This is a genomic window from Streptomyces sp. E2N166, assembly GCF_003671715.1.
Taxonomy (GTDB): Bacteria; Actinomycetota; Actinomycetes; order Streptomycetales; family Streptomycetaceae; genus Streptomyces; species Streptomyces thinghirensis.
Map to the genome: position 1 here is coordinate 1,274,412 of NZ_RAIF01000012.1, position 20,523 is coordinate 1,294,934.

Annotated in this window: 21 protein-coding genes, 1 tRNA gene, 1 pseudogene and 1 riboswitch; of the genes and pseudogenes, 8 read left to right on the forward strand and 15 right to left on the reverse strand. The window is 70.0% G+C overall.

Features of this window, described 5'->3' with window-relative positions:
* Window positions 1-80: 80 nt before the first annotated feature.
* From EBH09_RS13565 to EBH09_RS13575, 3 genes are all read right to left on the reverse strand, one after another.
* Window positions 81-440, reverse strand: a complete 360-nt coding sequence (locus tag EBH09_RS13565; RefSeq protein WP_121747195.1) for a VOC family protein — start codon at window positions 438-440, stop codon at window positions 81-83.
* Between the two features lie 66 nt (window positions 441-506).
* On the reverse strand, window positions 507-1,997 hold the full coding sequence (locus tag EBH09_RS13570) for an MFS transporter (RefSeq protein ID WP_121747196.1): 1,491 nt from the start codon (window positions 1,995-1,997) through the stop codon (window positions 507-509).
* Between the two features lie 141 nt (window positions 1,998-2,138).
* Window positions 2,139-3,527 carry a DUF445 domain-containing protein gene (locus tag EBH09_RS13575; protein WP_193776277.1) on the reverse strand — a complete coding sequence of 463 codons (1,389 nt, stop codon included), beginning with the start codon at window positions 3,525-3,527 and terminating at the stop codon, window positions 2,139-2,141.
* A 196-nt stretch (window positions 3,528-3,723) separates the two neighbouring features.
* Between EBH09_RS13575 and EBH09_RS13580 the strand changes: the two genes are divergently transcribed.
* Window positions 3,724-5,088 carry an SGNH/GDSL hydrolase family protein gene (locus EBH09_RS13580; RefSeq protein ID WP_121747198.1) on the forward strand — a complete coding sequence of 455 codons (1,365 nt, stop codon included), beginning with the start codon at window positions 3,724-3,726 and terminating at the stop codon, window positions 5,086-5,088.
* Between the two features lie 171 nt (window positions 5,089-5,259).
* Here EBH09_RS13580 and EBH09_RS13585 read toward each other — a convergent pair whose 3' ends face one another.
* The 4 genes from EBH09_RS13585 to EBH09_RS13600 are packed head-to-tail and all read right to left on the reverse strand — an operon-like array spanning window position 5,260 to window position 8,697.
* On the reverse strand, window positions 5,260-6,012 hold the full coding sequence (locus tag EBH09_RS13585) for a DUF1707 domain-containing protein (protein ID WP_121747199.1): 753 nt from the start codon (window positions 6,010-6,012) through the stop codon (window positions 5,260-5,262).
* A 33-nt stretch (window positions 6,013-6,045) separates the two neighbouring features.
* Window positions 6,046-7,041 carry an ATP-binding cassette domain-containing protein gene (locus EBH09_RS13590; protein ID WP_238697290.1) on the reverse strand — a complete coding sequence of 332 codons (996 nt, stop codon included), beginning with the start codon at window positions 7,039-7,041 and terminating at the stop codon, window positions 6,046-6,048.
* A gap of 5 nt (window positions 7,042-7,046) precedes the next feature.
* Window positions 7,047-7,898, reverse strand: coding sequence for an ABC transporter permease (locus EBH09_RS13595; protein ID WP_238697291.1), 852 nt, complete (start codon window positions 7,896-7,898; stop codon window positions 7,047-7,049).
* Window positions 7,891-8,697 (reverse strand): ABC-2 family transporter protein, encoded by an 807-nt coding sequence (locus EBH09_RS13600; RefSeq protein WP_121747387.1) that lies wholly within the window; start codon window positions 8,695-8,697, stop codon window positions 7,891-7,893. Before EBH09_RS13600 ends, EBH09_RS13595 begins: the two co-directional genes overlap by 8 nt.
* A 224-nt stretch (window positions 8,698-8,921) precedes the next feature.
* Here EBH09_RS13600 and EBH09_RS13605 point away from each other — a divergent pair, with 224 nt between their 5' ends.
* Entirely contained in the window at window positions 8,922-11,348 is a 2,427-nt protein-coding gene (locus tag EBH09_RS13605) for a transglycosylase domain-containing protein (RefSeq protein ID WP_121747201.1), read from the forward strand.
* A 21-nt stretch (window positions 11,349-11,369) separates the two neighbouring features.
* Here EBH09_RS13605 and EBH09_RS13610 read toward each other — a convergent pair whose 3' ends face one another.
* The 3 genes from EBH09_RS13610 to EBH09_RS13620 all read right to left on the reverse strand — a co-directional run bounded on the left by EBH09_RS13610 (window position 11,370) and on the right by EBH09_RS13620 (window position 12,569).
* The gene (locus EBH09_RS13610; protein WP_055417143.1) at window positions 11,370-11,690 is read right to left on the reverse strand and encodes a multidrug efflux SMR transporter; all 321 of its coding nucleotides are present in this window, start codon (window positions 11,688-11,690) and stop codon (window positions 11,370-11,372) included.
* Window positions 11,691-11,721: 31 nt separating this feature from the next.
* A riboswitch (guanidine-III (ykkC-III) riboswitch) is annotated at window positions 11,722-11,788 on the reverse strand.
* Between the two features lie 77 nt (window positions 11,789-11,865).
* Window positions 11,866-12,222 carry a co-chaperone GroES gene (locus tag EBH09_RS13615; protein ID WP_121747202.1) on the reverse strand — a complete coding sequence of 119 codons (357 nt, stop codon included), beginning with the start codon at window positions 12,220-12,222 and terminating at the stop codon, window positions 11,866-11,868.
* Window positions 12,223-12,245: 23 nt separating this feature from the next.
* Window positions 12,246-12,569, reverse strand: coding sequence for a DUF3618 domain-containing protein (locus EBH09_RS13620; RefSeq protein WP_121747203.1), 324 nt, complete (start codon window positions 12,567-12,569; stop codon window positions 12,246-12,248).
* A 93-nt stretch (window positions 12,570-12,662) separates the two neighbouring features.
* Between EBH09_RS13620 and bcp the strand changes: the two genes are divergently transcribed.
* The 3 genes from bcp (at window position 12,663) to EBH09_RS13635 (ending at window position 14,083) form a co-directional block, all read left to right on the forward strand.
* Window positions 12,663-13,130, forward strand: a complete 468-nt coding sequence (gene bcp / locus EBH09_RS13625; RefSeq protein WP_121747204.1) for a thioredoxin-dependent thiol peroxidase — start codon at window positions 12,663-12,665, stop codon at window positions 13,128-13,130.
* A gap of 136 nt (window positions 13,131-13,266) precedes the next feature.
* Window positions 13,267-13,944, forward strand: coding sequence for an HNH endonuclease (locus EBH09_RS13630; protein WP_121747389.1), 678 nt, complete (start codon window positions 13,267-13,269; stop codon window positions 13,942-13,944).
* Between the two features lie 54 nt (window positions 13,945-13,998).
* Window positions 13,999-14,083: transfer RNA gene (locus EBH09_RS13635), tRNA-Leu, on the forward strand.
* A gap of 42 nt (window positions 14,084-14,125) precedes the next feature.
* Here EBH09_RS13635 and rdgB read toward each other — a convergent pair.
* The 4 genes from rdgB to EBH09_RS13655 all read right to left on the reverse strand — a co-directional run bounded on the left by rdgB (window position 14,126) and on the right by EBH09_RS13655 (window position 16,407).
* Window positions 14,126-14,728 (reverse strand): RdgB/HAM1 family non-canonical purine NTP pyrophosphatase, encoded by a 603-nt coding sequence (gene rdgB / locus EBH09_RS13640; RefSeq protein WP_121747205.1) that lies wholly within the window; start codon window positions 14,726-14,728, stop codon window positions 14,126-14,128.
* A gap of 43 nt (window positions 14,729-14,771) precedes the next feature.
* Window positions 14,772-15,179, reverse strand: coding sequence for a hypothetical protein (locus EBH09_RS13645; protein ID WP_121747206.1), 408 nt, complete (start codon window positions 15,177-15,179; stop codon window positions 14,772-14,774).
* Between the two features lie 178 nt (window positions 15,180-15,357).
* Entirely contained in the window at window positions 15,358-16,098 is a 741-nt protein-coding gene (rph, locus tag EBH09_RS13650) for a ribonuclease PH (protein ID WP_121747207.1), read from the reverse strand.
* Window positions 16,099-16,173: 75 nt separating this feature from the next.
* On the reverse strand, window positions 16,174-16,407 hold the full coding sequence (locus tag EBH09_RS13655; RefSeq protein ID WP_121747208.1) for a PTS glucose/sucrose transporter subunit IIB: 234 nt from the start codon (window positions 16,405-16,407) through the stop codon (window positions 16,174-16,176).
* Window positions 16,408-16,565: 158 nt separating this feature from the next.
* Between EBH09_RS13655 and EBH09_RS13660 the strand changes: the two genes are divergently transcribed.
* Window positions 16,566-17,861: a PTS transporter subunit EIIC gene (locus EBH09_RS13660; RefSeq protein ID WP_121747209.1), complete on the forward strand. Its 1,296-nt coding sequence runs from the start codon at window positions 16,566-16,568 to the stop codon at window positions 17,859-17,861.
* A 225-nt stretch (window positions 17,862-18,086) separates the two neighbouring features.
* Window positions 18,087-19,337 carry a PTS transporter subunit EIIC gene (locus EBH09_RS13665; protein WP_121747210.1) on the forward strand — a complete coding sequence of 417 codons (1,251 nt, stop codon included), beginning with the start codon at window positions 18,087-18,089 and terminating at the stop codon, window positions 19,335-19,337.
* A gap of 75 nt (window positions 19,338-19,412) precedes the next feature.
* On the opposite strand, the gene EBH09_RS13670 is transcribed toward EBH09_RS13665, so the two are convergent.
* On the reverse strand, window positions 19,413-20,165 hold the full coding sequence (locus EBH09_RS13670) for an MBL fold metallo-hydrolase (protein WP_121747211.1): 753 nt from the start codon (window positions 20,163-20,165) through the stop codon (window positions 19,413-19,415).
* A 204-nt stretch (window positions 20,166-20,369) separates the two neighbouring features.
* On the opposite strand from EBH09_RS13670, the pseudogene EBH09_RS38880 reads away from it, so the two are divergent.
* A pseudogene (locus EBH09_RS38880) lies at window positions 20,370-20,523 on the forward strand (type II toxin-antitoxin system PemK/MazF family toxin); the annotation flags it as partial.

The window sequence follows — 20,523 nt, forward strand, 5'->3', positions numbered from 1 at the left end:
GGCCCGCCGTCCTCGGTGTCGCCGGCGCCGTGGCGCTGGCCTCGTGGGCGGTCGCCGACCGGCGGGGCTGAGCCGCCGGCCTACGTCAGGTGGGTCAGTACGTTCACCACCCGCCCGTTCGGGTCCCGTACGAAGAAGCGCCGTACACCCCACTCCTCGTCCCGCGGCTCCCGTATGATCTCCGCGCCCGACGCGGACAGCTGTGCGTACACGGCGTCCACGTCCTCGACCTCCACGCTCAGGTCGGGGACGAGGGGCGCGGTGCGTTCCTCGGTGAAGAGGCTGATCTGGGCGGTGGGGTTGGACGGGGAGGCCAGGGTCGTCACCCAGCCCATGTCCATGACCTCCTCGAAGCCCAGCAGGCCGTAGAAGTCACGGCTCGTGCGCATCCGCTCCTCATGCTCGACCTGGATGTTGGGGACGATCCGGCGGACGGTCATCGGACGGCTCCTCGCGGTCGGCCGGACGGGCGGCGGGACGGGACGGGACGGGAGTACGGAACCACGCTAGGCGCTCGCCGAATCCGCCCGCACCGTCGACAGCGGCTCCGCGATGTCCTCCAGCGAGCGGCGCTCCGCCTTCACCGCCAGGAACGCCGCCACCAGGCCGGCCGCGCACATCAGCCCGGCGCCGATCTGGAAGGCCAGGACCGTGTCGCCGACCACGCCGGACTCGGTGAGGCTGGCGAAGAGCAGCGGGCCGCTGATACCGCCGGCGGCGGTGCCGAGGGCGTAGAAGAAGGCGATGGCCATGGCGCGGGTCTCCATCGGGAAGACCTCGGAGACGGTCAGGTACGCGCTGGAGGCGCCCGCCGACGCGAAGAACAGCACCACGCACCAGCACGCCGTCATCGTCGTGGCCGTGAGCGACCCCTGGTCGAAGAGGTACGCCGTGCCGAAGAGCAGGATGCCGGAGAGCAGGTACGTGCTGGAGATCATGATGCGGCGGCCGACCGTGTCGAAGAGCGTGCCGAGGAGCAGCGGGCCCAGGAAGTTGCCGGCGGCGATGACGGCGAAGTAGTAGCCGGTGCTGCCGGTCGGCACGTCGAAGAAGGTGATGAGGATGGTGCCGAAGCCGAAGGTGATGGCGTTGTAGAGGAACGCCTGGCCGATGAAGAGGGACAGGCCGAGGACCGCGCGGCGCGGGTAGCGGCTGAAGACGGTCTTGGCGATCAGGCCGAAGCCGATGCTCTTGCGCTGGTGGATGGTGATCTCACGGGCCGGCGGCGGCAGCTTCTCGCCCTTCTCCTCCTCGATCTCACGTTCGACGGACGACACGAGGGTCTCGGCCTTCTCGCCGTGGCCGTGGATGAACTGCCAGCGCGGGCTCTCCGGGACGTGCCGGCGTACGAGGAGGATGACCAGACCGAGGACCACGCCGAGGGCGAAGCTGAGCCGCCAGCCGAGGTCCTTGGGGAAGATGTCGGTGTCCAGCATCACGATGGACAGCAGGGCGCCGCCGATCGCGCCGAGCCAGTAGCTGCCGTTGATGATGAGGTCGACCCGCCCCCGGTACCGGGACGGGATCAGCTCGTCGATCGCGGAGTTGATGGCCGCGTACTCGCCGCCGATACCGAAGCCGGTGAGGAAGCGGAAGAGGAAGAACCACCAGGACTCGAAGGAGAGCGCGGTCAGCGCGGTCGCCGCCAGATACACGACCAGCGTCGTGATGAACAGCTTCTTGCGGCCGTAACGGTCGGTCAGCCAGCCGAAGAACAGGGCCCCGGAGCAGGCGCCCGCGACGTACAGGGCGGCGGCGAGGCCGGTGATCTGGGCGGCGCTGATGTCCAGGCCGCTGCCTTCCTCGGCGATGCGGCCGGCCACGTTGCCGACGATCGTGACTTCCAGGCCGTCCAGGATCCAGACGGTGCCCAGGCCGATCACGATCATCCAGTGCCACCGTGACCAGGGCAGCCGGTCCAGGCGGGCGGGGACGGCCGTGGTGACGGCGCCGGTGGAGGCGGGCGTCGAGCCCGGCGACGACGATTCTGCTGTCATGGCTCCCTCTCCGTCGAGCGAACGCCTCCCGTGTGCCCGGAGCCGGGAGGGACACGCCCGCGCTGCTCCGGGAGGGGCACCCCCGCCGCTCCGGGAGGGCACGCCCGCCGAACCCGCCGCGCCGGGAGGGCAGGGCCTGCCCTACGCCCCCAGCATGCGGGAGACCGTGTAGATCAGCAGCCCGGCCAGCGAGCCGACCACCGTGCCGTTGATGCGGATGAACTGCAGGTCGCGGCCGATGTTCGCCTCGATCTTCTTCGTGGTGTGCTCGGCGTCCCAGCTCGCCACCGTGTCGGTGATCAGGGAGGTGATCTCGTGGCGGTAGGTGGTGACGACGTACACCGCGGCGCCCTCGACCCACCCGTCGACCTTGCCCTGCACCTTGGGGTCCGAGGCCATCCGCGCGCCCAGCGACAACAGCGAGGCCCGTACCCGCGTACGCAGTTCGCTGCGCTCGTCCTCCGCCGCCGAGACGATCATGGAGCGTACGGCCGTCCAGGCGGACGCGATGAGGTCCTGGACCTCGCCACGGCCCAGCACCTCGGTCTTCAGCCGCTCCACGCGCGCGCGGGTGTCCGTGTCGGACTGGAGGTCGGAGGCGAAGTCGGTGAGGAAGCGGTCCAGGGCGCCTCGTGCGGGGTGGGCCGGCATGTCGCGCATCTCGGTGACGAAGCGCAGCAGCTCCTTGTAGACGCGCTCGCCGACCCGCTTGTCCACGAACCGGGGCGTCCACCCGGGTGCCCCGCCCTGTACGGCGTCCATGACGGAGTCGCCGTGCAGGATCAGCCAGTCGTGGGCACGGGAGACGATCAGGTCGACGGCGCGCCTGTGGCCGCCGTCGACGACGATCCGGTCCAGCAGTTTGCCGATGCCGGGGGCGATCTCCTGCGCGTCGGCGCGGCGCGTGATCGCCTCCCCCACCACCGCCTGCACGTCGGAGTCCCGCAGCACGGTGAGGGCACCGCGCAGGGCGGCGGACAGCTCCGCCGTCACCCGGTCGGCGTGTTCGGGCACGGCGAGCCAGGCGCCGAGCCGGCTGCCGATGCCGACGGCGCGCAGCCGCTGCCGTACGACGTCCTCGGAGAGGAAGTTCTCCCCGACGAACTCGCCCAGCGAGACGCCCAGCTGGTCCTTCTTCTTGGGAATGATCGCGGTGTGCGGGATGGGGATGCCGAGCGGGTGGCGGAAGAGGGCGGTGACCGCGAACCAGTCGGCGAGCGCGCCGACCATGCCCGCCTCGGCGGCGGCGGCGACGTAGCCCGCCCAGGCGCCCGCGCCCCGGTGGGAGGCCCATTCGGCCAGGACGTAGACCACGGCGACGAACAGCAGCAGGCCCGTGGCGGTGAGCTTCATGCGGCGCACGCCGCGGCGCTTCTCCTCGTCGGCCGGGCTGAAGGACGTCATCGCGCGGTCGCGGACGGTGCGCCCGGTCCCCGCGGCGGGCCGCCCTTCACCCGCCGCTTCCCCCGCCCCGGCGCCCTCCCCGGTATCTCCCGGACCATCAGGAAGGTCCGACTTCGTGCGTTCCATCCACTCCACCGTTCGCTGATCCGTCCCGCACACATTGTCCCTTCCTGACCGACTCCTGGAACGGAACACAAGTTCCCGGCGTCTGTCCTGCAGGGGGAACGCCCGGGGGTCGTACGGCCTTTCCTCCGCCCATGACGCATCATGGGTTCATCCCACCGGAGCCTCGGGCTCCCTCGCCCGAGGAGAACAGCACAGCATGACCCGGGGTCGTGACGGGCGCGCGGGGGCGCCCCCCACCAAGCACCGTGCCCTGCTCGCGGCGATCGTCACCCTGATAGTGGCGATTTCCGCGGCCATATACGCCGGAGCGTCCGCCGACGGCGGCTCGAAGGACCGCACACCGCTCGCCGGCGGCCGTTTCCCACGGGGAGACGCCGCTCCCGCCTCGACCGGCACATGGGTCGGCGCCTGGTCCACTTCACCGGCCGCCGCCGAACCGGGCACCGAGACGACCGGCATGGCGGGCCGTTCGGTGCGCAACGTCGTGCACACGAGCATCGGCGGCACCAGCGCGCGGATCACCCTGTCCAACCTCTACGGACAGTCCCCGCTGACCGTCACGCACGCCTCCATCGCCCTGGCCGCCGGCCCCGACACCGCCGCCGCGCTCGCCGACAGCATGCGCCGGCTGACCTTCCGGGGCAGCCCCCGGGTCGTGATCCCGGCGGGCGGACAGGTCATGAGCGACATCGCGCGCATCGCCGTCCCCTACGGCGCGGACGTCCTGGTCACCACGTACTCCCCCGTGCCGTCCGGCCCGGTCACCTACCACCCGCGCGCGCAGCAGATCAGCTACCTCGCCGACGGCGACCGTGCCGCGGACGTCACCGCCGTCGCGTACACCACTCAGACGCGGTACTGGCGCTACCTGACCGCGCTGGACGTGCTGAGCCACGAGGCCGACGGCACCGTCGTCGCCATCGGCGACTCGATCACCGACGGCTACGGCTCCGAGACGGGCGCCAACAACCGCTGGACCGACGTCCTCGCCGAGCGGCTGCACGAGGCGGCCGGGGCCGGGCGGGACGCGCCCCGCTACAGCGTCGTCAACCAGGGCATCAGCGGCAACCGGATCCTGACCGGCCGGGCGGGCCGGCCCGCCGACAACCCCAGCGCGCTGAGCCGGTTCGAGCGGGACGTACTGGACCGCACCAACGTCAAGGTCGTCGTCATCGTCCTCGGCGTCAACGACATCCTGCACAGCCCGGAACTCGCCGACCGGGACTCCGTCCTGGACGGACTGCGCACACTGACCGACCGGGCGCACGCCCGGGGGCTGAAGGTCGTCGGCGCGACGATCACACCGTTCGGCGGCTACGGCGGGTACACGCAGGCCCGCGAGACGATGCGGCGGCAGATCAACGAGGAGATCCGCTCGGGCCGGGTGTTCGACGAGGTCGTCGACTTCGACAAGGCCCTGCGCGACCCCTACGACCCGCGCCGGATGCGCTCCGACTACGACAGCGGCGACCACCTGCACCCCGGCGACAAGGGGTACGCCCGCATGGGCGGCGTCGTCGACCTGGACGACCTGAAGGGCGCGGCACCGATCCAGCTCTGAGAGAGCCGGACACCGCCCCGGGAGAGCCGGACACCGCCCCGGGCGGGACACCCCCGGGCCGGACGGCGCTGGACGACGGTGCACCGCCGGGCTCGACACCACTGGACGGTGCACCGCCGGGCCGGACAGCGCTCGGCCGGTGCGCCGCCGGGCCGGACGGCGCTCGGCCGGTCAGCTGTCCCGGCGGCGGTCCCGCTCCTCCTCGCGGTGCAGGTCGTGGAAGCCGTGGCGTGAGCCGTCCAGTTCCTTGCGTCCCTTGCGCTCCAGCTTCTCCTGCCGGCGCTCCTCCTTGATCCGCAGCTTCTCCGCCCGCGTCAGCTTGCGCTCGACACCGACTCCGCCCCAGAAGGCGAAGCCCGTCACGACGACGCGCGGGGCGCCCGGGTCGCCGGTGACGCCCTCCTCGCGGTGATCGAAGCCGCCCATGATCCCGATGCCGCGCACGATCACCTCGACACCGGGCGGCACGACCACGTTCATCCCGCCCATGATCGCGACGCAGTTGATCACGACCTCGTCGTGCGCGAAGTCCGCCTCGCGCAGGTCGATGTCCCCGCCGCCGCAGAACGCGAAGGAGTTGAACCGCCTCGGCACCGTCCAGCGCCCCTTGCGCTGGAACCCGGACATCACGGCGACCGCCCACGTCGACGACGGCTCGCCCCCGGTGATCCGGCCCGCCCAGCCTCCGGCGCGCTCGGGCTCCTTGGTCATCGACACCCGGGGCGGCCCGGCCACGGGGCCGACCGGCAGGTCCCGGGTGATCGGCGTCAGGTCCCCGTACGTCCGCGCGCTGTACGTGGCGTCCAGTCGCTCCTCGAACTCGGTCATGTCCAGGCGCCCCTCCGCGAGGGCGTCCCGCAGGACCTCGGCGACTCGTTCACGGTCGGCGTCGGATGCGCGGAGGTCCGGGGCGTCGTCGGTCATGTACAGCAGCCTACGAGGTCGCCACGCCGGGCACTACGCGCCCGCGCGTTCCGCGTACATCTTGGCGATCACCGACTCGATGTCCGGCTCCCGCACCGACAGGTCCACCAGCGGATACTCGGCCGCGATCCGCGCCACCAGCCCCGCCGCCGACGCCGAGGCCGGGAACGCCAGCCACTGCCGGGGCCCCTCCACCCGCACCACCCGCGCGGGCGCCGGCGCCTCGATCGGCGGCAACTCCCGCTCCAGGTCCACCACCAGCGTCCGCTCGCTCTCCCCCGCCTCGTGCAGCCCGTCCAGCGGACCGTCGTACATCAGCCGCCCGTGGTCGATCACCATCACCCGCGAGCACAGCTGCTCGATGTCCTGGAGGTCGTGCGTGGTCAGCAGCACCGTCGTGCCGCGCTCCGCGTTCAAGTCCCGCAGGAAACCCCGCACCTTGGCCTTCGACACCACGTCCAGGCCGATCGTCGGCTCGTCCAGGTACAGCACCTCCGGATCGTGCAGCAGCGCCGCCGCGACGTCGCCCCGCATCCGCTGGCCCAGCGACAACTGCCGCACCGGCACGTCCAGCAGCTCCTGGAGCTGGAGGAGTTCCACGCAGCGGTCCAGGTTCTCCCGGTAACGGACGTCCGGGATGCGGTACATGCGGTGCATCAGCCGGTAGGAGTCGATCAGCGGCAGATCCCACCACAGGGTCGTCCGCTGTCCGAACACCACCCCGATGCGGTGCGCCAGCCGGACCCGCTCCCGGGACGGATCGATGCCCGCCACCCGCAGCCGTCCGCCGCTCGGCGTCAGGATGCCGGTGAGCATCTTGATCGTCGTCGACTTCCCGGCGCCGTTCGGACCGATGTAGCCGACCATCTCGCCGCGTGCCACGGTGAACGACAGCCCGTCCACGGCCCGCACCTGCCGCCGCTCCCGTTTCAGGAAACCCGTCTTCCTGCGCACGTCGAAGACCTTCTCGACGCCGTCGAGCTCGATGAAGGCCGCCACCCCCGGCCCCACGGTGTCCGCCTCGGCCAACGCCCTCAACTCCCCGTACTCCGATACGTGCGCAGCCCCGCCCGCCAGGCCAGCCCCGCCAGCGCACAGCAGGCCACCGCCACCAGCGGCGGCGCGAACGCCACCCACTGGGGCAGGCCCAGCGGATAGGGCCGGTCCAGCACATAGCTCGCCGGCAGCCAGTTGACGAAGGCCAGCGGCATCACGAACGTCACCCCGCTCACCAGGTCCAGCGCGAACACCGTAGGCGGGTACTGCAGCATCGTCGTACCGCCGTAGGTGAAGGCGTTCGACACCTCCGAGGCGTCCTGCGCCACGAACTGGAACGCCGCCGCGGCCACGAACACCGCACAGAAGATCCCCGCCCCGCTGAGCAGCATCACCGGCATCAGCAGCAGCTTCGCCGCCGTCCAGTCGACATCCACGACCGTCAGCGCGTACCCCAGCACCAGCACCCCCTGCGCCACCCGGCCCAGCCGGCGCAGCGCGAACCGGTCCGCCGCCACCTGCGCCAGCACCGGCGCCGGACGCACCAGCAGCGTGTCCAGCGTGCCGTCGCGCACCCGCCGGCCCAGCCGCTCCATCGAGCCGATCGCCAGGTCGGCCAGCCCGAAACAGACACCGGACACCCCGTAAAGGAACGCCACCTCGGCCAGCGGCCAGCCGCCCAGCGCGTCGACGCGGGAGAACATCAGCAGGATCGCCACGAAGTCCAGCGCGGTCGCAGCGAAGTTCCCGAACGTCGTCAGCGCGAAGGACGTCCGGTACGCCATCGTCGACCGGATCCACATCGCCGCGATCAGCCGGTACGCGCGCAGCCCCTCGGCGACCCGGCGGGGTGGCTCCGTCCTCCCGCCCTCGTGAGCCGTCTCAGCCACCCTGGACCACCACCCGTCGTGTGGCCGCCGACTGCACCAGCCGCCCCACCGCCAGCAGCACCACCGCCCACCCCGCCTGGAAGACGAAGGTCCCCAGCGGATCGGCCTCGCCCAGCAGCACGTCCGCCGGTGCCTGGAGCAGCGACGACCACGGCAGCATCCGTACGACTTCGCCGAGCGCACCGGGGAACACGTTCAGCGGCAGCAGCATCCCCGAGCAGAAGAACCCCGCGAGCCACGCCATCTGCGTCACCCCCATGCCGTCCATCAGCCAGAACGCGGAGAGGGCCACCAGGTACCGCAGTGCGAAACTCACCACCGCCGCCAGCACCACCGCCACCAGGAACGCGCCCCACACGGACACCTCCGCCGGCAGCGCCACCGGAAAGAACAGCGACCCGAAGGCGAACGGCACCACCCCGCGCCCCAGCAACTGGAACAGCGCCCGCCCCACATCCGCCGCGAGCCACCACAGCTGAAGATCCACCGGCCGGTACAGGTCGACGGCGATGTCACCCGTACGGATGCGCTCCATCAGCTCGTCCTCGAACCCGCCGCCCCCGATCGCCAGCGCCGCCAGCAACGCCTGCCCCAGCCACACGAAAGTGACGGCCTGCGCCTGGTCGTAGCCTCCGAGCTGCGGTTTCTCGTCCCACAGGGCCAGATAGGTGTATACCAGGATCAATCCGAAGACCGTGTTGGTGAACACCCCGGCGGCGGTGGCCGCCCGATACGTCGCGTACCGTCGGAATCCCCCCGCCGCGACGGCCGCGTACAACCGCCCCGAGCCCACTCCCACGACCGCCACCCTCCGACCGGCACCGAAGCGCAGGAGCCTAGTGCGGCTGCGACCGCACGTGCCACGGAATTTCACGGGTGTGCCGCCGAGTGGGAACGGAACGCCCGGTGCGAGAGTCTTCTTCAGAGGGCGTCCGAAGGCATGAGAGACGCCGGAGGACGCAGAGGCGTACAAGGCCGTACGAGACCAGACCGTACGACGCGAAACAGGAGTCCGTGCACGAGATGAGCGACGAGCCGCAGCCGCAGCAGCCGAACCAGGGCTGGGCGCCGAGAGAGCCCCAGGCGGCCGGCGAGGGGGTGGCCGGCGACGGGAAGACCAAGAAGCCCGAGCGGCCGGCGCGCACCGGATGGCGCCGGTTCGTCCCGACCTGGCGCATCGTACTGAGCACCTGCCTCATCGGGGTCCTGCTGCTGATCGGCGGTTTCTTCCTCGGCTACCACCTGGTGCACATCCCGGCCGCCAACGCGCTCGCCACCAAGCAGTCCAACGTCTACCTGTACGCCGACGGCAGCGTCCTCGCCCGCGACGGCGAGGTCAACCGGGAGAGCGTCGGCCTCGCCCGCATCTCCAAGGCCGCCCAGCACGCCGTCCTGGCCGCCGAGGACCGCGACTTCTACACCGAGTCCGCCATCGACCCGGCGGCCATGATCCGCGCCGGCTGGAACACCGCCACCGGCAAGGGCAAGCAGTCCGGCTCCACGATCACCCAGCAGTACGTCAAGAACTACTACCTGGCCCAGGAGCAGACCGTCACCCGCAAGGTGAAGGAGTTCTTCATCTCGATCAAGCTCGACCGCGAGAAGAGCAAGAGCGAGATCCTGGAGGGCTACCTCAACACCAGCTTCTTCGGCCGCGGCGCCTACGGCATCCAGTCCGCCGCCCAGGCCTACTACGGCATCGACGCCAAGGACCTCACCGCGGCCCAGGGCGCCTACCTCGCCTCGCTGCTCAACGCGCCCAGCCAGTACGACGTCGTCGCCCACCCGGAGAACAAGCCCGCCGCCGAGGCCCGCTGGAACTACGTACTGGACGGCATGGTCGAGAAGGGCTGGCTCAGCCAGGCCGAACGCGCGAGCCAGAAGTTCCCCGCGCCCAAGGAGAGCACCATCTCCACCAACATGTCCGGGCAGCGCGGCTACGTCGTCAACATCGTCCGGGACTACCTGATCCAGAACGACGTCGTCGACGAGGAGGAGCTCGACCGCGGCGGCTACCGCATCACCACGACCCTGCAGAAGGACAAGCAGAACGCCTTCGTCAAGGCCGTCGACGACAAGCTCATGTCCAAACTGGACAAGAAGGAACGCAAGGTCGACACCTACGTCCGCGCGGGCGGCGCCTCCGTCGACCCGGAAACCGGCAAGGTCGTCGCGATGTACAACGGCGTCGACTACGTCAAGCAGTACACGCCCAACGCCACCCGCCGCGACTTCCAGGTCGGCTCCACCTTCAAGCCCTTCGTGTTCACGTCCGCCGTCGAGAACCACTCCGAGACACAGGACGGCCGCACGATCAACCCGAACACGATCTACGACGGCACCAGCGAACGCCCCGTCCAGGGCTGGAGCGGCGGCCGCTACGCCCCGGAGAACGAGGACCACCACGACTACGGCGACGTCACCGTCCGCGAGGCCACCGACAAGTCCGTCAACGCCGTGTACGCCCAGATGGCCGTGGACGTCGGCTCCGACAAGGTCCAGCAGACCGCGATCGACCTCGGCCTCTCCAAGAACACCCCCGAGCTGACGCCCTCCCCGTCCATCGCCCTCGGCGTGGCCACCGCCAGCCCCCTCGACATGGCCGAGGCGTACGCCACCCTCGCCAACCACGGCAGGCACGGCACGTACACGCTGGTCGAGAAGGTCATGAAGGACGGCAAGCAGGAGGTCGAGCTGCCCGAGCGGCGCGAGCGCCAGGCCGTCAGCCGCGAGGCCGCCGACACCACCACCTCCGTCCTGCGCAGCGTCGTCCAGAACGGCACCGCCACCGCCGCCCAGGCCGCCGGCCGCCCCGCCGCCGGCAAGACCGGCACCGCCGAGGAGGACACCGCCGCCTGGTTCGCCGGCTACACCCCCGAGCTGGCCACCGTCATCGCCGTCATGGGCCAGGACCCGGAAACCGCCGCCCACAAGTCGCTCTACGGCGCGATGGGCCTGCCCCGCATCAACGGCGGCGGCGCGCCCGCCGAGATCTGGGGCCAGTACACCCGCAACGCCCTCAAGGGCGAACCGGTCACCGACTTCGACCTCCAGCTCCAGGTCGGCGCCGACGTCACCGCGTCCCCGTCCGACGACTCCTCGGACGAACCGGGCACCGGCGACGAGAGCGGCAGCGGCGACCCCGACGACGAGCCGACCGGCGACGAGAACGAGTCCGGCACCGAGACCACCCCGGGCCGGACCGGCGGCGGCAGCACCCCGCCGGGCGGCGAGACCGGCACCGGCGACCCGACGACCGGCGGCCCCACCACGGGCGGCGCCACCACCGAGCCGGGCCCCACCGGCGGCGGTGACGGAGGCGGCGACGACTCGACGAACGGCGGCGGCACCACAGAAGGTGGCGGCGGCGACACGACCGGCGCGGGCGGCGGAGGCGACTCGGACACCGGGACGGTCGCCGGTATCCCCGTCACACCCCGCCGCCAGTGACAGCGGACCGGGCCTGCCGGGTCAGTGCCCGGAGGTCGCCTTCAGACCCACCACGGCGACCAGCAGCAGACAGATGAAGAAGATCCGGGCGGCGGTCACCGGCTCACCCAGCACCACCATGCCGAGCACCGCCGCACCGGCCGCGCCGATCCCCACCCACACGCCGTAGGCGGTACCGATGGGCAGCGTCCGGGCCGCGTACGACAGCAGCACCATGCTGGCGACGATCCCCGCACCGGTGAACAGACTCGGGACGAGACGGGTGAACCCGTCCGTGTACTTCATCCCGATCGACCAGCCGACCTCGAGCAGACCGGCGACGAGCAACAGAACCCAGGCCATGACAGGCACCTCCGTGAACGAACTGAACGGTGGTGCGTCGTCTTTTCCTTGGCCCGGTACGGCGCGTCTCGTCGGGGTGCTTCCCAAAGTAGCAAAGACAGCCGGAAGGGGCTGGTGACCTTGATCACCAGCCCCTGAAAGCCCTTGCCGACCCTTGTTTCAGAGGTGCGAGGTCTCAGAGATACAGCCCGGTCGAATCCTCCGACCCCTCGAACCGGTCCGCGGCCACCGCGTGCAGATCGCGCTCGCGCATGAGCACGTACGCCGTGCCCCGCACCTCGACCTCCGCGCGGTCCTCCGGGTCGTACAGCACCCGGTCGCCCGGTTCCACGGTCCGTACGTTCTGACCCACCGCGACGACCTCGGCCCAGGCCAGCCGCCGTCCGACCGCCGCCGTGGCGGGGATCAGGATCCCGCCCCCGGACCGCCGCTCGCCCTCGCCGGTGTCCTGCCGCACGAGTACGCGGTCGTGCAGCATCCGGATGGGCAGCTTGTCGTCCGGGGAACTGTGCTCGTTTCTCTTGGCGCTCACGCCCTGAACCTACCTGCCCCGGCTCAGCGCCGGCGCCGCCGGGTACCGCCCAGGGCGAGCAGCCCGACGACGACGAGCGCGACGGGCACGACGCGCTCCATCCGGGGCGAGCCCTCCTCGTCCACGAACTGCGACTTCACATCGCTGACCACACGATTGACCTCGACGTACGCACGTCCGAGGGTGTGATCGACGCTGGAAGCGACCTTGGCCTTCGCATCGCCCACGATCGTCTTCGGGTGCACCCGCATCCCGATCTCGTCGAGCGTCTCGGCCAGCACCTCGCGGCGGCGCTTGATGTCCGCCTCGATCTGCGCCGGGGTTCTGATGTCCGACGTGTCCGCCACCGTACGGCCTCCGAAGTCTGCTGACGCTGTTCCGGACAGTCTGTCAGCTACTCGCCCCGCTGCACTGTCAGGACCCCCGGTTACGCTGGTTCGATGAGCGAGCGACTCCAGCCCGGGGACGTGGCCCCCGCCTTCACCCTCCCGGACGCCGACGGCAACGAGGTGTCCCTGTCCGACCACAAGGGCCGCAAGGTCATCGTGTACTTCTACCCTGCTGCCCTTACCCCCGGCTGCACGAAGCAGGCGTGCGACTTCACGGACAACCTGGAGCTGCTGGCCGGCGCCGGCTACGACGTGATCGGCATCTCCCCGGACAAGCCGGAGAAGCTGGCCAAGTTCCGCGACACGGAATCCCTGAAGGTCACCCTCCTCGCCGACCCGGACAAGAAGGTCCTGGACGCGTACGCGGCCTTCGGCGAGAAGAAGAACTACGGCAAGACCTACATGGGCGTCATCCGCTCCACGATCGTCGTCGACGAGGACGGCAAGGTGGAACACGCCCTGTACAACGTCCGCGCGACCGGCCACGTCGCCAAGATCATCAAGGATCTCGGGATCTGATCCCTTCCCTCGCGGGGCCCGTACCGAAGCCTTCCGGTACGGGCCCTTCCGCATGCCACGCGCGACTGTCCGATAAACGGTTCGTTACTCCGCACGAGGCCACGAACGCGTGGCCCACTCACAAGGGGCGGACAGGATGCTGGAAACTCCAGATCCCACACAATTGGGCACTTACGACAGGGAGCGACTCGCACGAGCCGTCGCCGAGGCCCGCAACTGGACAGACTTGATGCGAGGACTCGGCCTCAAGGCGAGCGGCGGCCAGCGACGGGTGCTCCAGGAAAGGGTCGTGGGCCACGGGCTGGACACGAGTCACTTCGTCAAGCGCAGCCCATGGCGCAAGTACCCCGACGCCGCTATCGCCGAGGCCGCCGCCTCGGCGTCGTCACTGCGGGAGGTGGCGCTGAAGCTGGGAGCGACACCTGCCACTGGAACCCTCTCTCACATTCGGCGCCGCATCAGCGCGGCAGGCATCGACGTCAGCCACTTCGAGCGCAGGTCCTGGGGGCGAGCGGAGCCGCCTGCCCCGACACCTACCGCCCATCGCGTGCTGATCGTTCTTCCGTCTCATGCGGGACGGACGAACAGGGCCCAACTGCACAAGGTCCTGGGCGAGATCGGAGTGCCGTACGCCTGCGAGACCTGCGGCAACACCGGCGCATGGCTCGGTCAACCCATCACTCTGCAGATCGACCATGTCAACGGGAACTGGCACGACAATCGTAGGGAGAACCTGCGGTATCTCTGCCCCAACTGCCACGCCCTGACCGAGACCTGGTGCCGCCGGAAGGGCGGGGCGCCCCTCGCAGGGTGACCCGTTCCCCCCGTACACTGAATGCCGCCGGTCGAGCACGATGACCGTTTTTGAGCGGCCGTGATGGAATTTGGCAGTCATGCTGGGTTTAGGTCCCAGTGGGTTCACACCCGTGTGGGTTCGAGTCCCACCGGCCGCACACACAGAGGGGCCGCTCAACAAGCGGCCCCTCTGCCGTCGCTCAGCCCAAAAGCTCCCGCACCACCGGCACCAGCGCCCGGAAGGCCTTCCCCCGGTGGCTGATCGCGTTCTTCTCGTCCGCCGTCAGCTCCGCGCACGTGCGGGTCTCGCCCTCCGGCTGGAGGATCGGGTCGTAGCCGAAGCCGCCCGTGCCGGCGGGCTCATGGCGCAGGGTGCCTCGCAGTTGGCCCTCGACGACCCGCTCCGTGCCGTCGGGCAGGGCCAGGGCCGCCGCGCAGGCGAAGTGCGCGCCCCGGTGTTCGTCGGCGATGTCGCCGATCTGGGCGAGGAGGAGGTCGAGGTTGGCCTTGTCGTCGCCGTGGGTGCCGGACCAGCGGGCGGAGAAGATGCCGGGCGCGCCGTTCAGGACGTCGACGCAGAGGCCGGAGTCGTCGGCGACGGCCGGGAGGCCGGTGACCCGGGCGAGGGCGTGGGCCTTGAGGAGGGCGTTCTCGGCGAAGGTGACGCCGGTTTCCCTGACGTCGGGGATCTCCGGGTAGGCGTCCGCGCCGACGAGGTCGTGGGGCAGGCCCGCGTCGGCGAGGATGGCCCTCAGTTCGGTGATCTTTCCGGCATTGCGGGTGGCGAGGATCAGGCGGGTCATGGGGTTCAGTATCCCGGCCCTCGCCGTCCCGCTCGCACCGCCCTTACGGCGTGCAGACCTTCGTCAGTTCGCCGGCCGCGTCGGTGACGGGGCTCAGGTCCGGGGTGTTGTCACCGTTCTCGACGGAGGTGCGGACGTTGTCGACGGCCTTGCCGAGGTCGTCGACCGCCGTGTTGACGTCGGCGTTGTCGGTCTTGTCGCCGATCTTGTCGAGGTTCTTGTCTATGGAGTCGAGGGATTCCTCGAGTTGCGTCGGGTCGTTGGACGCGTTCTCCACGGCCTGCTGGAGTGCGGTGACGCTGTCGGCGATGGCGTCGGCGGTCTGGACGCAGTCGAGGGCCTTGTCGACGGCGTCGCATCCGGTGGCGAGTCCGGCCGTCAGGGCGACGGCCGCCACGGTGGCGGCGGTGACGGTGGTGCGGCGAAGGCGGCGGTGGCGGCTCGCGGCCATGGGTCTCGGTCCTCCCGTTGGGACAGGGCCGGGCGGCCCGTGTGCGGTGCGGCGTCGGGCGTACGGCGAGTGCGTCGGCCGTACGCCCGTAGAACTGCTGTACTACTATTGACGCGGCGGTGGGCGGTGGAGTTGCGCGTCCGGGCCGCCTTTTCTTGATGTGCCCTTGGTGTTCTCTTTACCTTTCGAGGACCGCGTCAAGGGCTTTGCGCTGGAGTTCGGCCAGTTCGGCGCAGCCGCCGGCGGCGAGGTCGAGGAGGGCGTTGAGTTCGTCGCGGTCGAAGGGCTCGGCCTCGGCGGTGCCCTGGACCTCGACGAAGCGGCCGTCGCCGGTGCAGACGACGTTCATGTCGGTGTCGGCGCGGACGTCCTCCTCGTAGCGGAGGTCGAGGAGGGGGGTGCCGTCGACGATGCCGACGGAGACGGCGGAGACGGTGCCGGTGAGGGGCTTGCGGCTGGGCCTGATGAGCTTCTTGGTGGTCTGGGCCCAGGTGATGGCGTCGGCGAGGGCGACGTAGGCGCCGGTGACGGCGGCGGTGCGGGTGCCTCCGTCGGCCTGGAGGACGTCGCAGTCCAGGACGATGGTGTTCTCGCCGAGTGCCTTGTAGTCGATGACCGCGCGCAGGGAGCGGCCGATGAGGCGGCTGATCTCGTGGGTGCGGCCGCCGATGCGGCCCTTGACGGACTCGCGGTCGCCGCGGGTGTTGGTGGCGCGGGGAAGCATGGCGTATTCGGCGGTGACCCAGCCTTCGCCGCTGCCCTTGCGCCAGCGGGGGACGCCTTCGGTGACGGAGGCGTTGCAGAGGACTTTGGTGTCGCCGAAGGAGACGAGGACGGAGCCTTCGGCGTGCTTGCTCCAGCCGCGTTCGATGGTGACGGGGCGGAGCTGCTGGGGGGTGCGGCCGTCGATTCGTGACATGCGGGTGAGCCTAGCGGGCGCACGGGTAGGGGCCCGTCCCGTGGTGGGAGGGGCCCCTGGGTGCGCTCGGCGTCTTTACATCATGTCTTCGATCTCGGCGGCGATCGGGTCGGCGTCGGTGCCGATGACGACCTGGATGGCGGAGCCCATCTTGACGACGCCGTGGGCGCCGGCGGCCTTGAGGGCGGCTTCGTTGACCAGCGCGGGGTCGTTGACCTCGGTGCGGAGGCGGGTGATGCAGCCTTCGATCTCGTCGATGTTGTCGATGCCGCCGAGGCCGGCGACGATCTTCTCAGCCTTGCTGGCCATGTTCTTTCTCCCTGATCCGAGCCGCTTTGTGGCAGTAACCCACAGTTGGCCCATCTTCGCGAGCCATCGTGGGGCCTGTATCGAATGATGGCGTCACGGCGGCGGAGCCGTCTGTCAACTGGTCTACACCAGTGTACCGGCGACCGGATGGAGACCGGATGAGTGCCGACAGCGGGGTCAGCCCTGCACGTGCCCGCTGGAACACGGCGTTCCAGGGTTTGCAGAAGATGGGTCGCAGTCTTCAGTTGCCCATCGCGGTCCTGCCCGCCGCGGGCATTCTCAACCGGCTGGGGCAGCCGGATGTCTTCGGGGACGACGGTCTTGGCTGGTCGAACGTATCGAAGGTGATGACCGGCGCGGGCGGTGCGCTGCTGGACGGTTCGCTGGGGCTGCCGCTGCTGTTCTGTGTGGGCGTGGCCATCGGGATGGCGAAGAAGGCGGACGGTTCGACGGCGCTGGCGGCGGTGGCGGGGTTCCTCGTCTACTTCAATGTGCTGCGGCAGTTTCCGGAGGACTGTCCGGAGGGTTCGGAGGCGATCCCGCAGATCGGGTGCCGGCTGACCGACGGGTCGGAGACGGTGACGGCCTTCACCTTCCAGAACCCGGGGGTCTTCGGCGGCATCGTGATGGGGTTGCTGACGGCCTATTTCTGGCAGCGGTTCCATCGGACGAAGCTGGTCGACTGGCTCGGGTTCTTCAACGGTCGCCGGCTGGTCCCGATCATCATGGCCTTCGTGGCGATCGCCTTCGCGGCGCTGTGCCTGTGGGTGTGGCCGCCGATCGGCGACGCGCTGGAGAGTTTCAGCGACTGGCTGACGGGGCTGGGCGCCTGGGGCGCGGGTGTGTTCGGCCTGGCGAACCGGGCGTTGCTGGTGATCGGTCTGCATCAGTTCCTGAACGTGCCGATGTGGTTCCAGTTCGGCTCGTACACGAAGCCGGACGGCACGGTGGTGCACGGCGACATCAACATGTTCCTGGCGGGCGACCCGGACGCGGGTCAGTTCACCTCGGGCTTCTTCCCGATCATGATGTTCGCGCTGCCCGCGGCGGCGCTGGCGATCACCCACTGCGCGAAGCCGCACCGGCGCAAGGAGGTCGGCGGCCTGATGCTGTCGGTGGCGCTGACGTCGTTCGTGACGGGGATCACGGAGCCACTGGAGTACTCGTTCCTGTTCATCGCTCCGGTGCTGTACGCGGTGCACGCCGTGCTGACGGGTGTGTCGATGGCCGTGACGTGGGCGCTGGGCGTGAAGGACGGGTTCAGTTTCTCGGCGGGGCTGATCGACTACGTCATCAACTGGAATCTGGCGACCAGGCCGTGGCTGATCATTCCGATCGGCCTGTGCTTCGCGGTGGTGTACTACGTGGTCTTCCGGTTCGCGATCACGAAGTTCGACCTGAAGACCCCTGGGCGGGAGCCGGAGGACGAGGTGGAGGACGTGACGAAGGTGTAGACCTCACGCACCCTCACGTACCCTTTGACCGTGGTCTCGCGAAGGCCCTCGGACCGACCGTCCGGGGGCCTTCGGCACGCCCTCGGCGGCTCTGACCTGGAGGCTTGATCGGGCACTGCGCGTAGTCCCTCCGTCGCGGAATCACGGGTTCCTTACGCGGCCTTCATCGTGCTACAACAGGTCTACACCACTGAGTGGTGTAGACCACCACCCGATGGAGGAAGTATGAGCACCGCCACCGACAAGGCGGCCCCCGCAAAGAAGCGGGGATCTGGTCTTTTCCAGGGTTTGCAGAAGGTCGGCCGCAGCCTGCAGCTCCCGATCGCCGTGCTTCCGGCGGCCGGGATCATGGTCCGGCTCGGCCAGGACGACATCTTCGGCAAGGACGGCCTGGGCTGGGACCGCGTCGCCGCCGTCTTCAACAACGCGGGCGGTGCTCTGACCGGCTCGCTGCCGATCCTGTTCTGCATAGGTGTGGCCATCGGCTTCGCCAAGAAGGCGGACGGCTCGACCGCTCTGGCCGCGGTGGTCGGCTTCCTCGTGTACAGCAAGGTCCTGGAGGCCTTCCCGGTCACCGAGGCGGTGGTCCAGGAGGGCGCGGACGTCGCGGCGACGTACAACGACCCGGGTGTCCTCGGCGGCATCATCATGGGCCTGCTCGCCGCGGTGCTCTGGCAGCGGTTCCACCGCACCAGGCTGGTGGACTGGCTCGGCTTCTTCAACGGCCGTCGTCTGGTGCCGATCATCATGGCCTTCGTCGGCATCGTGGTCGGTGTCTTCTTCGGCCTGGTCTGGGAGCCCATCGGTACCGGCATCTCCAACTTCGGCGAGTGGATGACCGGCCTCGGCGCCGGTGGCGCGGCCCTGTTCGGCGGCGTGAACCGCGCGCTGATCCCGGTCGGCATGCACCAGTTCGTCAACACGGTGGCCTGGTTCCAGCTCGGTGACTTCACCAACGCCGCCGGTGAGGTCGTGCACGGCGACATCACCCGCTTCCTGGCCGGTGACCCGAACGCCGGCATCTTCCAGTCGGGCTTCTTCCCGATCATGATGTTCGGCCTGCCGGCCGCCGCGATCGCCATCGCGCACTGCGCCCGTCCGGAGCGCCGCAAGGCCGTGATGGGCATGATGGTCTCGCTCGCGCTGACCTCGTTCGTCACCGGTGTGACCGAGCCGATCGAGTTCTCGTTCATGTTCATCGCGCCGGTCCTGTACGTGCTGCACGCGGTGCTCACCGCCGCCTCGATGGCGATCACCTGGGGCCTGGGTGTGCACGCCGGCTTCAACTTCTCGGCCGGTGCCATCGACTACGCCCTGAACTGGCATCTCGCCACCAAGCCATGGCTGATCATTCCGATCGGTCTGGTGTTCGCGGCGATCTACTACGTGACGTTCCGCTTCGCGATCATCAAGTTCGACCTGAAGACCCCGGGCCGCGAGCCCGAGGAGGAGGTCGAGGACCTCACGAAGGCGTGAGTCCCCACCGCAGGCAGACATGACGAGGGCCCGGAACCGGGAAGGTTCCGGGCCCTCGTCATGTCTGCGCGGGGGCTAGACCTCGTACACCGCGCCCGCCGCGGCGACCTCCACCGGTCCGTCGTAGACCTCGCGCGCGTCGGCGAGGTTGGCCTGGGGGTCGGTCCACGGGGGGATGTGGGTGAGGACCAGGCGGCGGGCGCCGGCGCGGGTGGCGCTCTCGCCCGCCTCGCGGCCGTTGAGGTGGAGGTCGGGGATGTTCTCCTTGCCGTGCGTGAAGGCGGCCTCGCACAGGAACAGGTCGGTGTCGCGGGCGAGTTCGTCCAGCGTGGCGGTGACGCCCGTGTCGCCGGAGTAGGTCAGCGACCTGCCGCCGTGCTCGACGCGGATGGCGTAGGCCTCCACGGGGTGGGCGACGCGTTCGGTGTGCACGGTGAGGGGTCCGACCTCGAAGGTGGACGGCTTGACCGTGTGGAAGTCGAAGACCTCACTCATGGACGAGGCGGAGGGAGTGTCGGCGTAGGCGGTGGTGAGCCGGTGCTCGGTGCCCTCGGGCCCGTAGACCGGGAGGGGGTCGCAGCGGCCGCCTTCGTGCCGGTAGTAGCGCGCCACGAAGTAGGCGCACATGTCGATGCAGTGGTCGGCGTGCAGGTGGCTGAGGAAGATCGCGTCGAGGTCGTAGAGACCGCAGTGGCGCTGCAACTCGCCGAGGGCACCGTTGCCCATGTCGAGGAGCAGCCGGAAGCCGTCGGCCTCGACGAGGTAGCTCGAGCAGGCCGATTCCGCGGACGGGAACGACCCCGAGCAGCCGACGACGGTGAGCTTCATGAAGCAGAAACCTCCGCTGGCGCGTGTGGAGAGACGGGGGTCGTGCGGTTTGTCGAGCGTAAGGCGCAAAACCTCGGGTCGCTCCTCCGCCAGGGGCCGTTGTGGGCGAACTCACCTGCGGTGTCACCGGTTCGGCTGGAAGTGGGGCGCGCTGGGCCGTGGAGGGGGCGCGCGGGGGCAGTGCGCGCCGGTACGGTCGTCGGCATGAACACGTCCTGGTGGCTCGCCCTCGCGGCGGTGGTACTGCTCGCCCTCGTCGCCACGGTCGTCGACGGCTGGGGCCGGGGGCGGCGGCCGCCGCGGCCGGGCGGCAGCCGGCGTCCGCCGGGTCGGCCCACGGGGCCGGGAGGGCGGACGG

What these genes read in the sequence shown, in the direction of transcription:
- EBH09_RS13565 (WP_121747195.1), bottom strand. Translation starts at nt 440, where the DNA reads ATGACCGTCCGCCGGATCGTCCCCAACATCCAGGTCGAGCATGAGGAG.
- EBH09_RS13570 (WP_121747196.1), bottom strand. Translation starts at nt 1,997, where the DNA reads ATGACAGCAGAATCGTCGTCGCCGGGCTCGACGCCCGCCTCCACCGGC.
- EBH09_RS13575 (WP_193776277.1), bottom strand. Translation starts at nt 3,527, where the DNA reads ATGGAACGCACGAAGTCGGACCTTCCTGATGGTCCGGGAGATACCGGG.
- EBH09_RS13580 (WP_121747198.1), top strand. Translation starts at nt 3,724, where the DNA reads ATGACCCGGGGTCGTGACGGGCGCGCGGGGGCGCCCCCCACCAAGCAC.
- EBH09_RS13585 (WP_121747199.1), bottom strand. Translation starts at nt 6,012, where the DNA reads ATGACCGACGACGCCCCGGACCTCCGCGCATCCGACGCCGACCGTGAA.
- EBH09_RS13605 (WP_121747201.1), top strand. Translation starts at nt 8,922, where the DNA reads ATGAGCGACGAGCCGCAGCCGCAGCAGCCGAACCAGGGCTGGGCGCCG.
- EBH09_RS13610 (WP_055417143.1), bottom strand. Translation starts at nt 11,690, where the DNA reads ATGGCCTGGGTTCTGTTGCTCGTCGCCGGTCTGCTCGAGGTCGGCTGG.
- bcp (WP_121747204.1), top strand. Translation starts at nt 12,663, where the DNA reads ATGAGCGAGCGACTCCAGCCCGGGGACGTGGCCCCCGCCTTCACCCTC.
- EBH09_RS13630 (WP_121747389.1), top strand. Translation starts at nt 13,267, where the DNA reads ATGCTGGAAACTCCAGATCCCACACAATTGGGCACTTACGACAGGGAG.
- rdgB (WP_121747205.1), bottom strand. Translation starts at nt 14,728, where the DNA reads ATGACCCGCCTGATCCTCGCCACCCGCAATGCCGGAAAGATCACCGAA.
- EBH09_RS13645 (WP_121747206.1), bottom strand. Translation starts at nt 15,179, where the DNA reads ATGGCCGCGAGCCGCCACCGCCGCCTTCGCCGCACCACCGTCACCGCC.
- rph (WP_121747207.1), bottom strand. Translation starts at nt 16,098, where the DNA reads ATGTCACGAATCGACGGCCGCACCCCCCAGCAGCTCCGCCCCGTCACC.
- EBH09_RS13655 (WP_121747208.1), bottom strand. Translation starts at nt 16,407, where the DNA reads ATGGCCAGCAAGGCTGAGAAGATCGTCGCCGGCCTCGGCGGCATCGAC.
- EBH09_RS13660 (WP_121747209.1), top strand. Translation starts at nt 16,566, where the DNA reads ATGAGTGCCGACAGCGGGGTCAGCCCTGCACGTGCCCGCTGGAACACG.
- EBH09_RS13665 (WP_121747210.1), top strand. Translation starts at nt 18,087, where the DNA reads ATGAGCACCGCCACCGACAAGGCGGCCCCCGCAAAGAAGCGGGGATCT.
- EBH09_RS13670 (WP_121747211.1), bottom strand. Translation starts at nt 20,165, where the DNA reads ATGAAGCTCACCGTCGTCGGCTGCTCGGGGTCGTTCCCGTCCGCGGAA.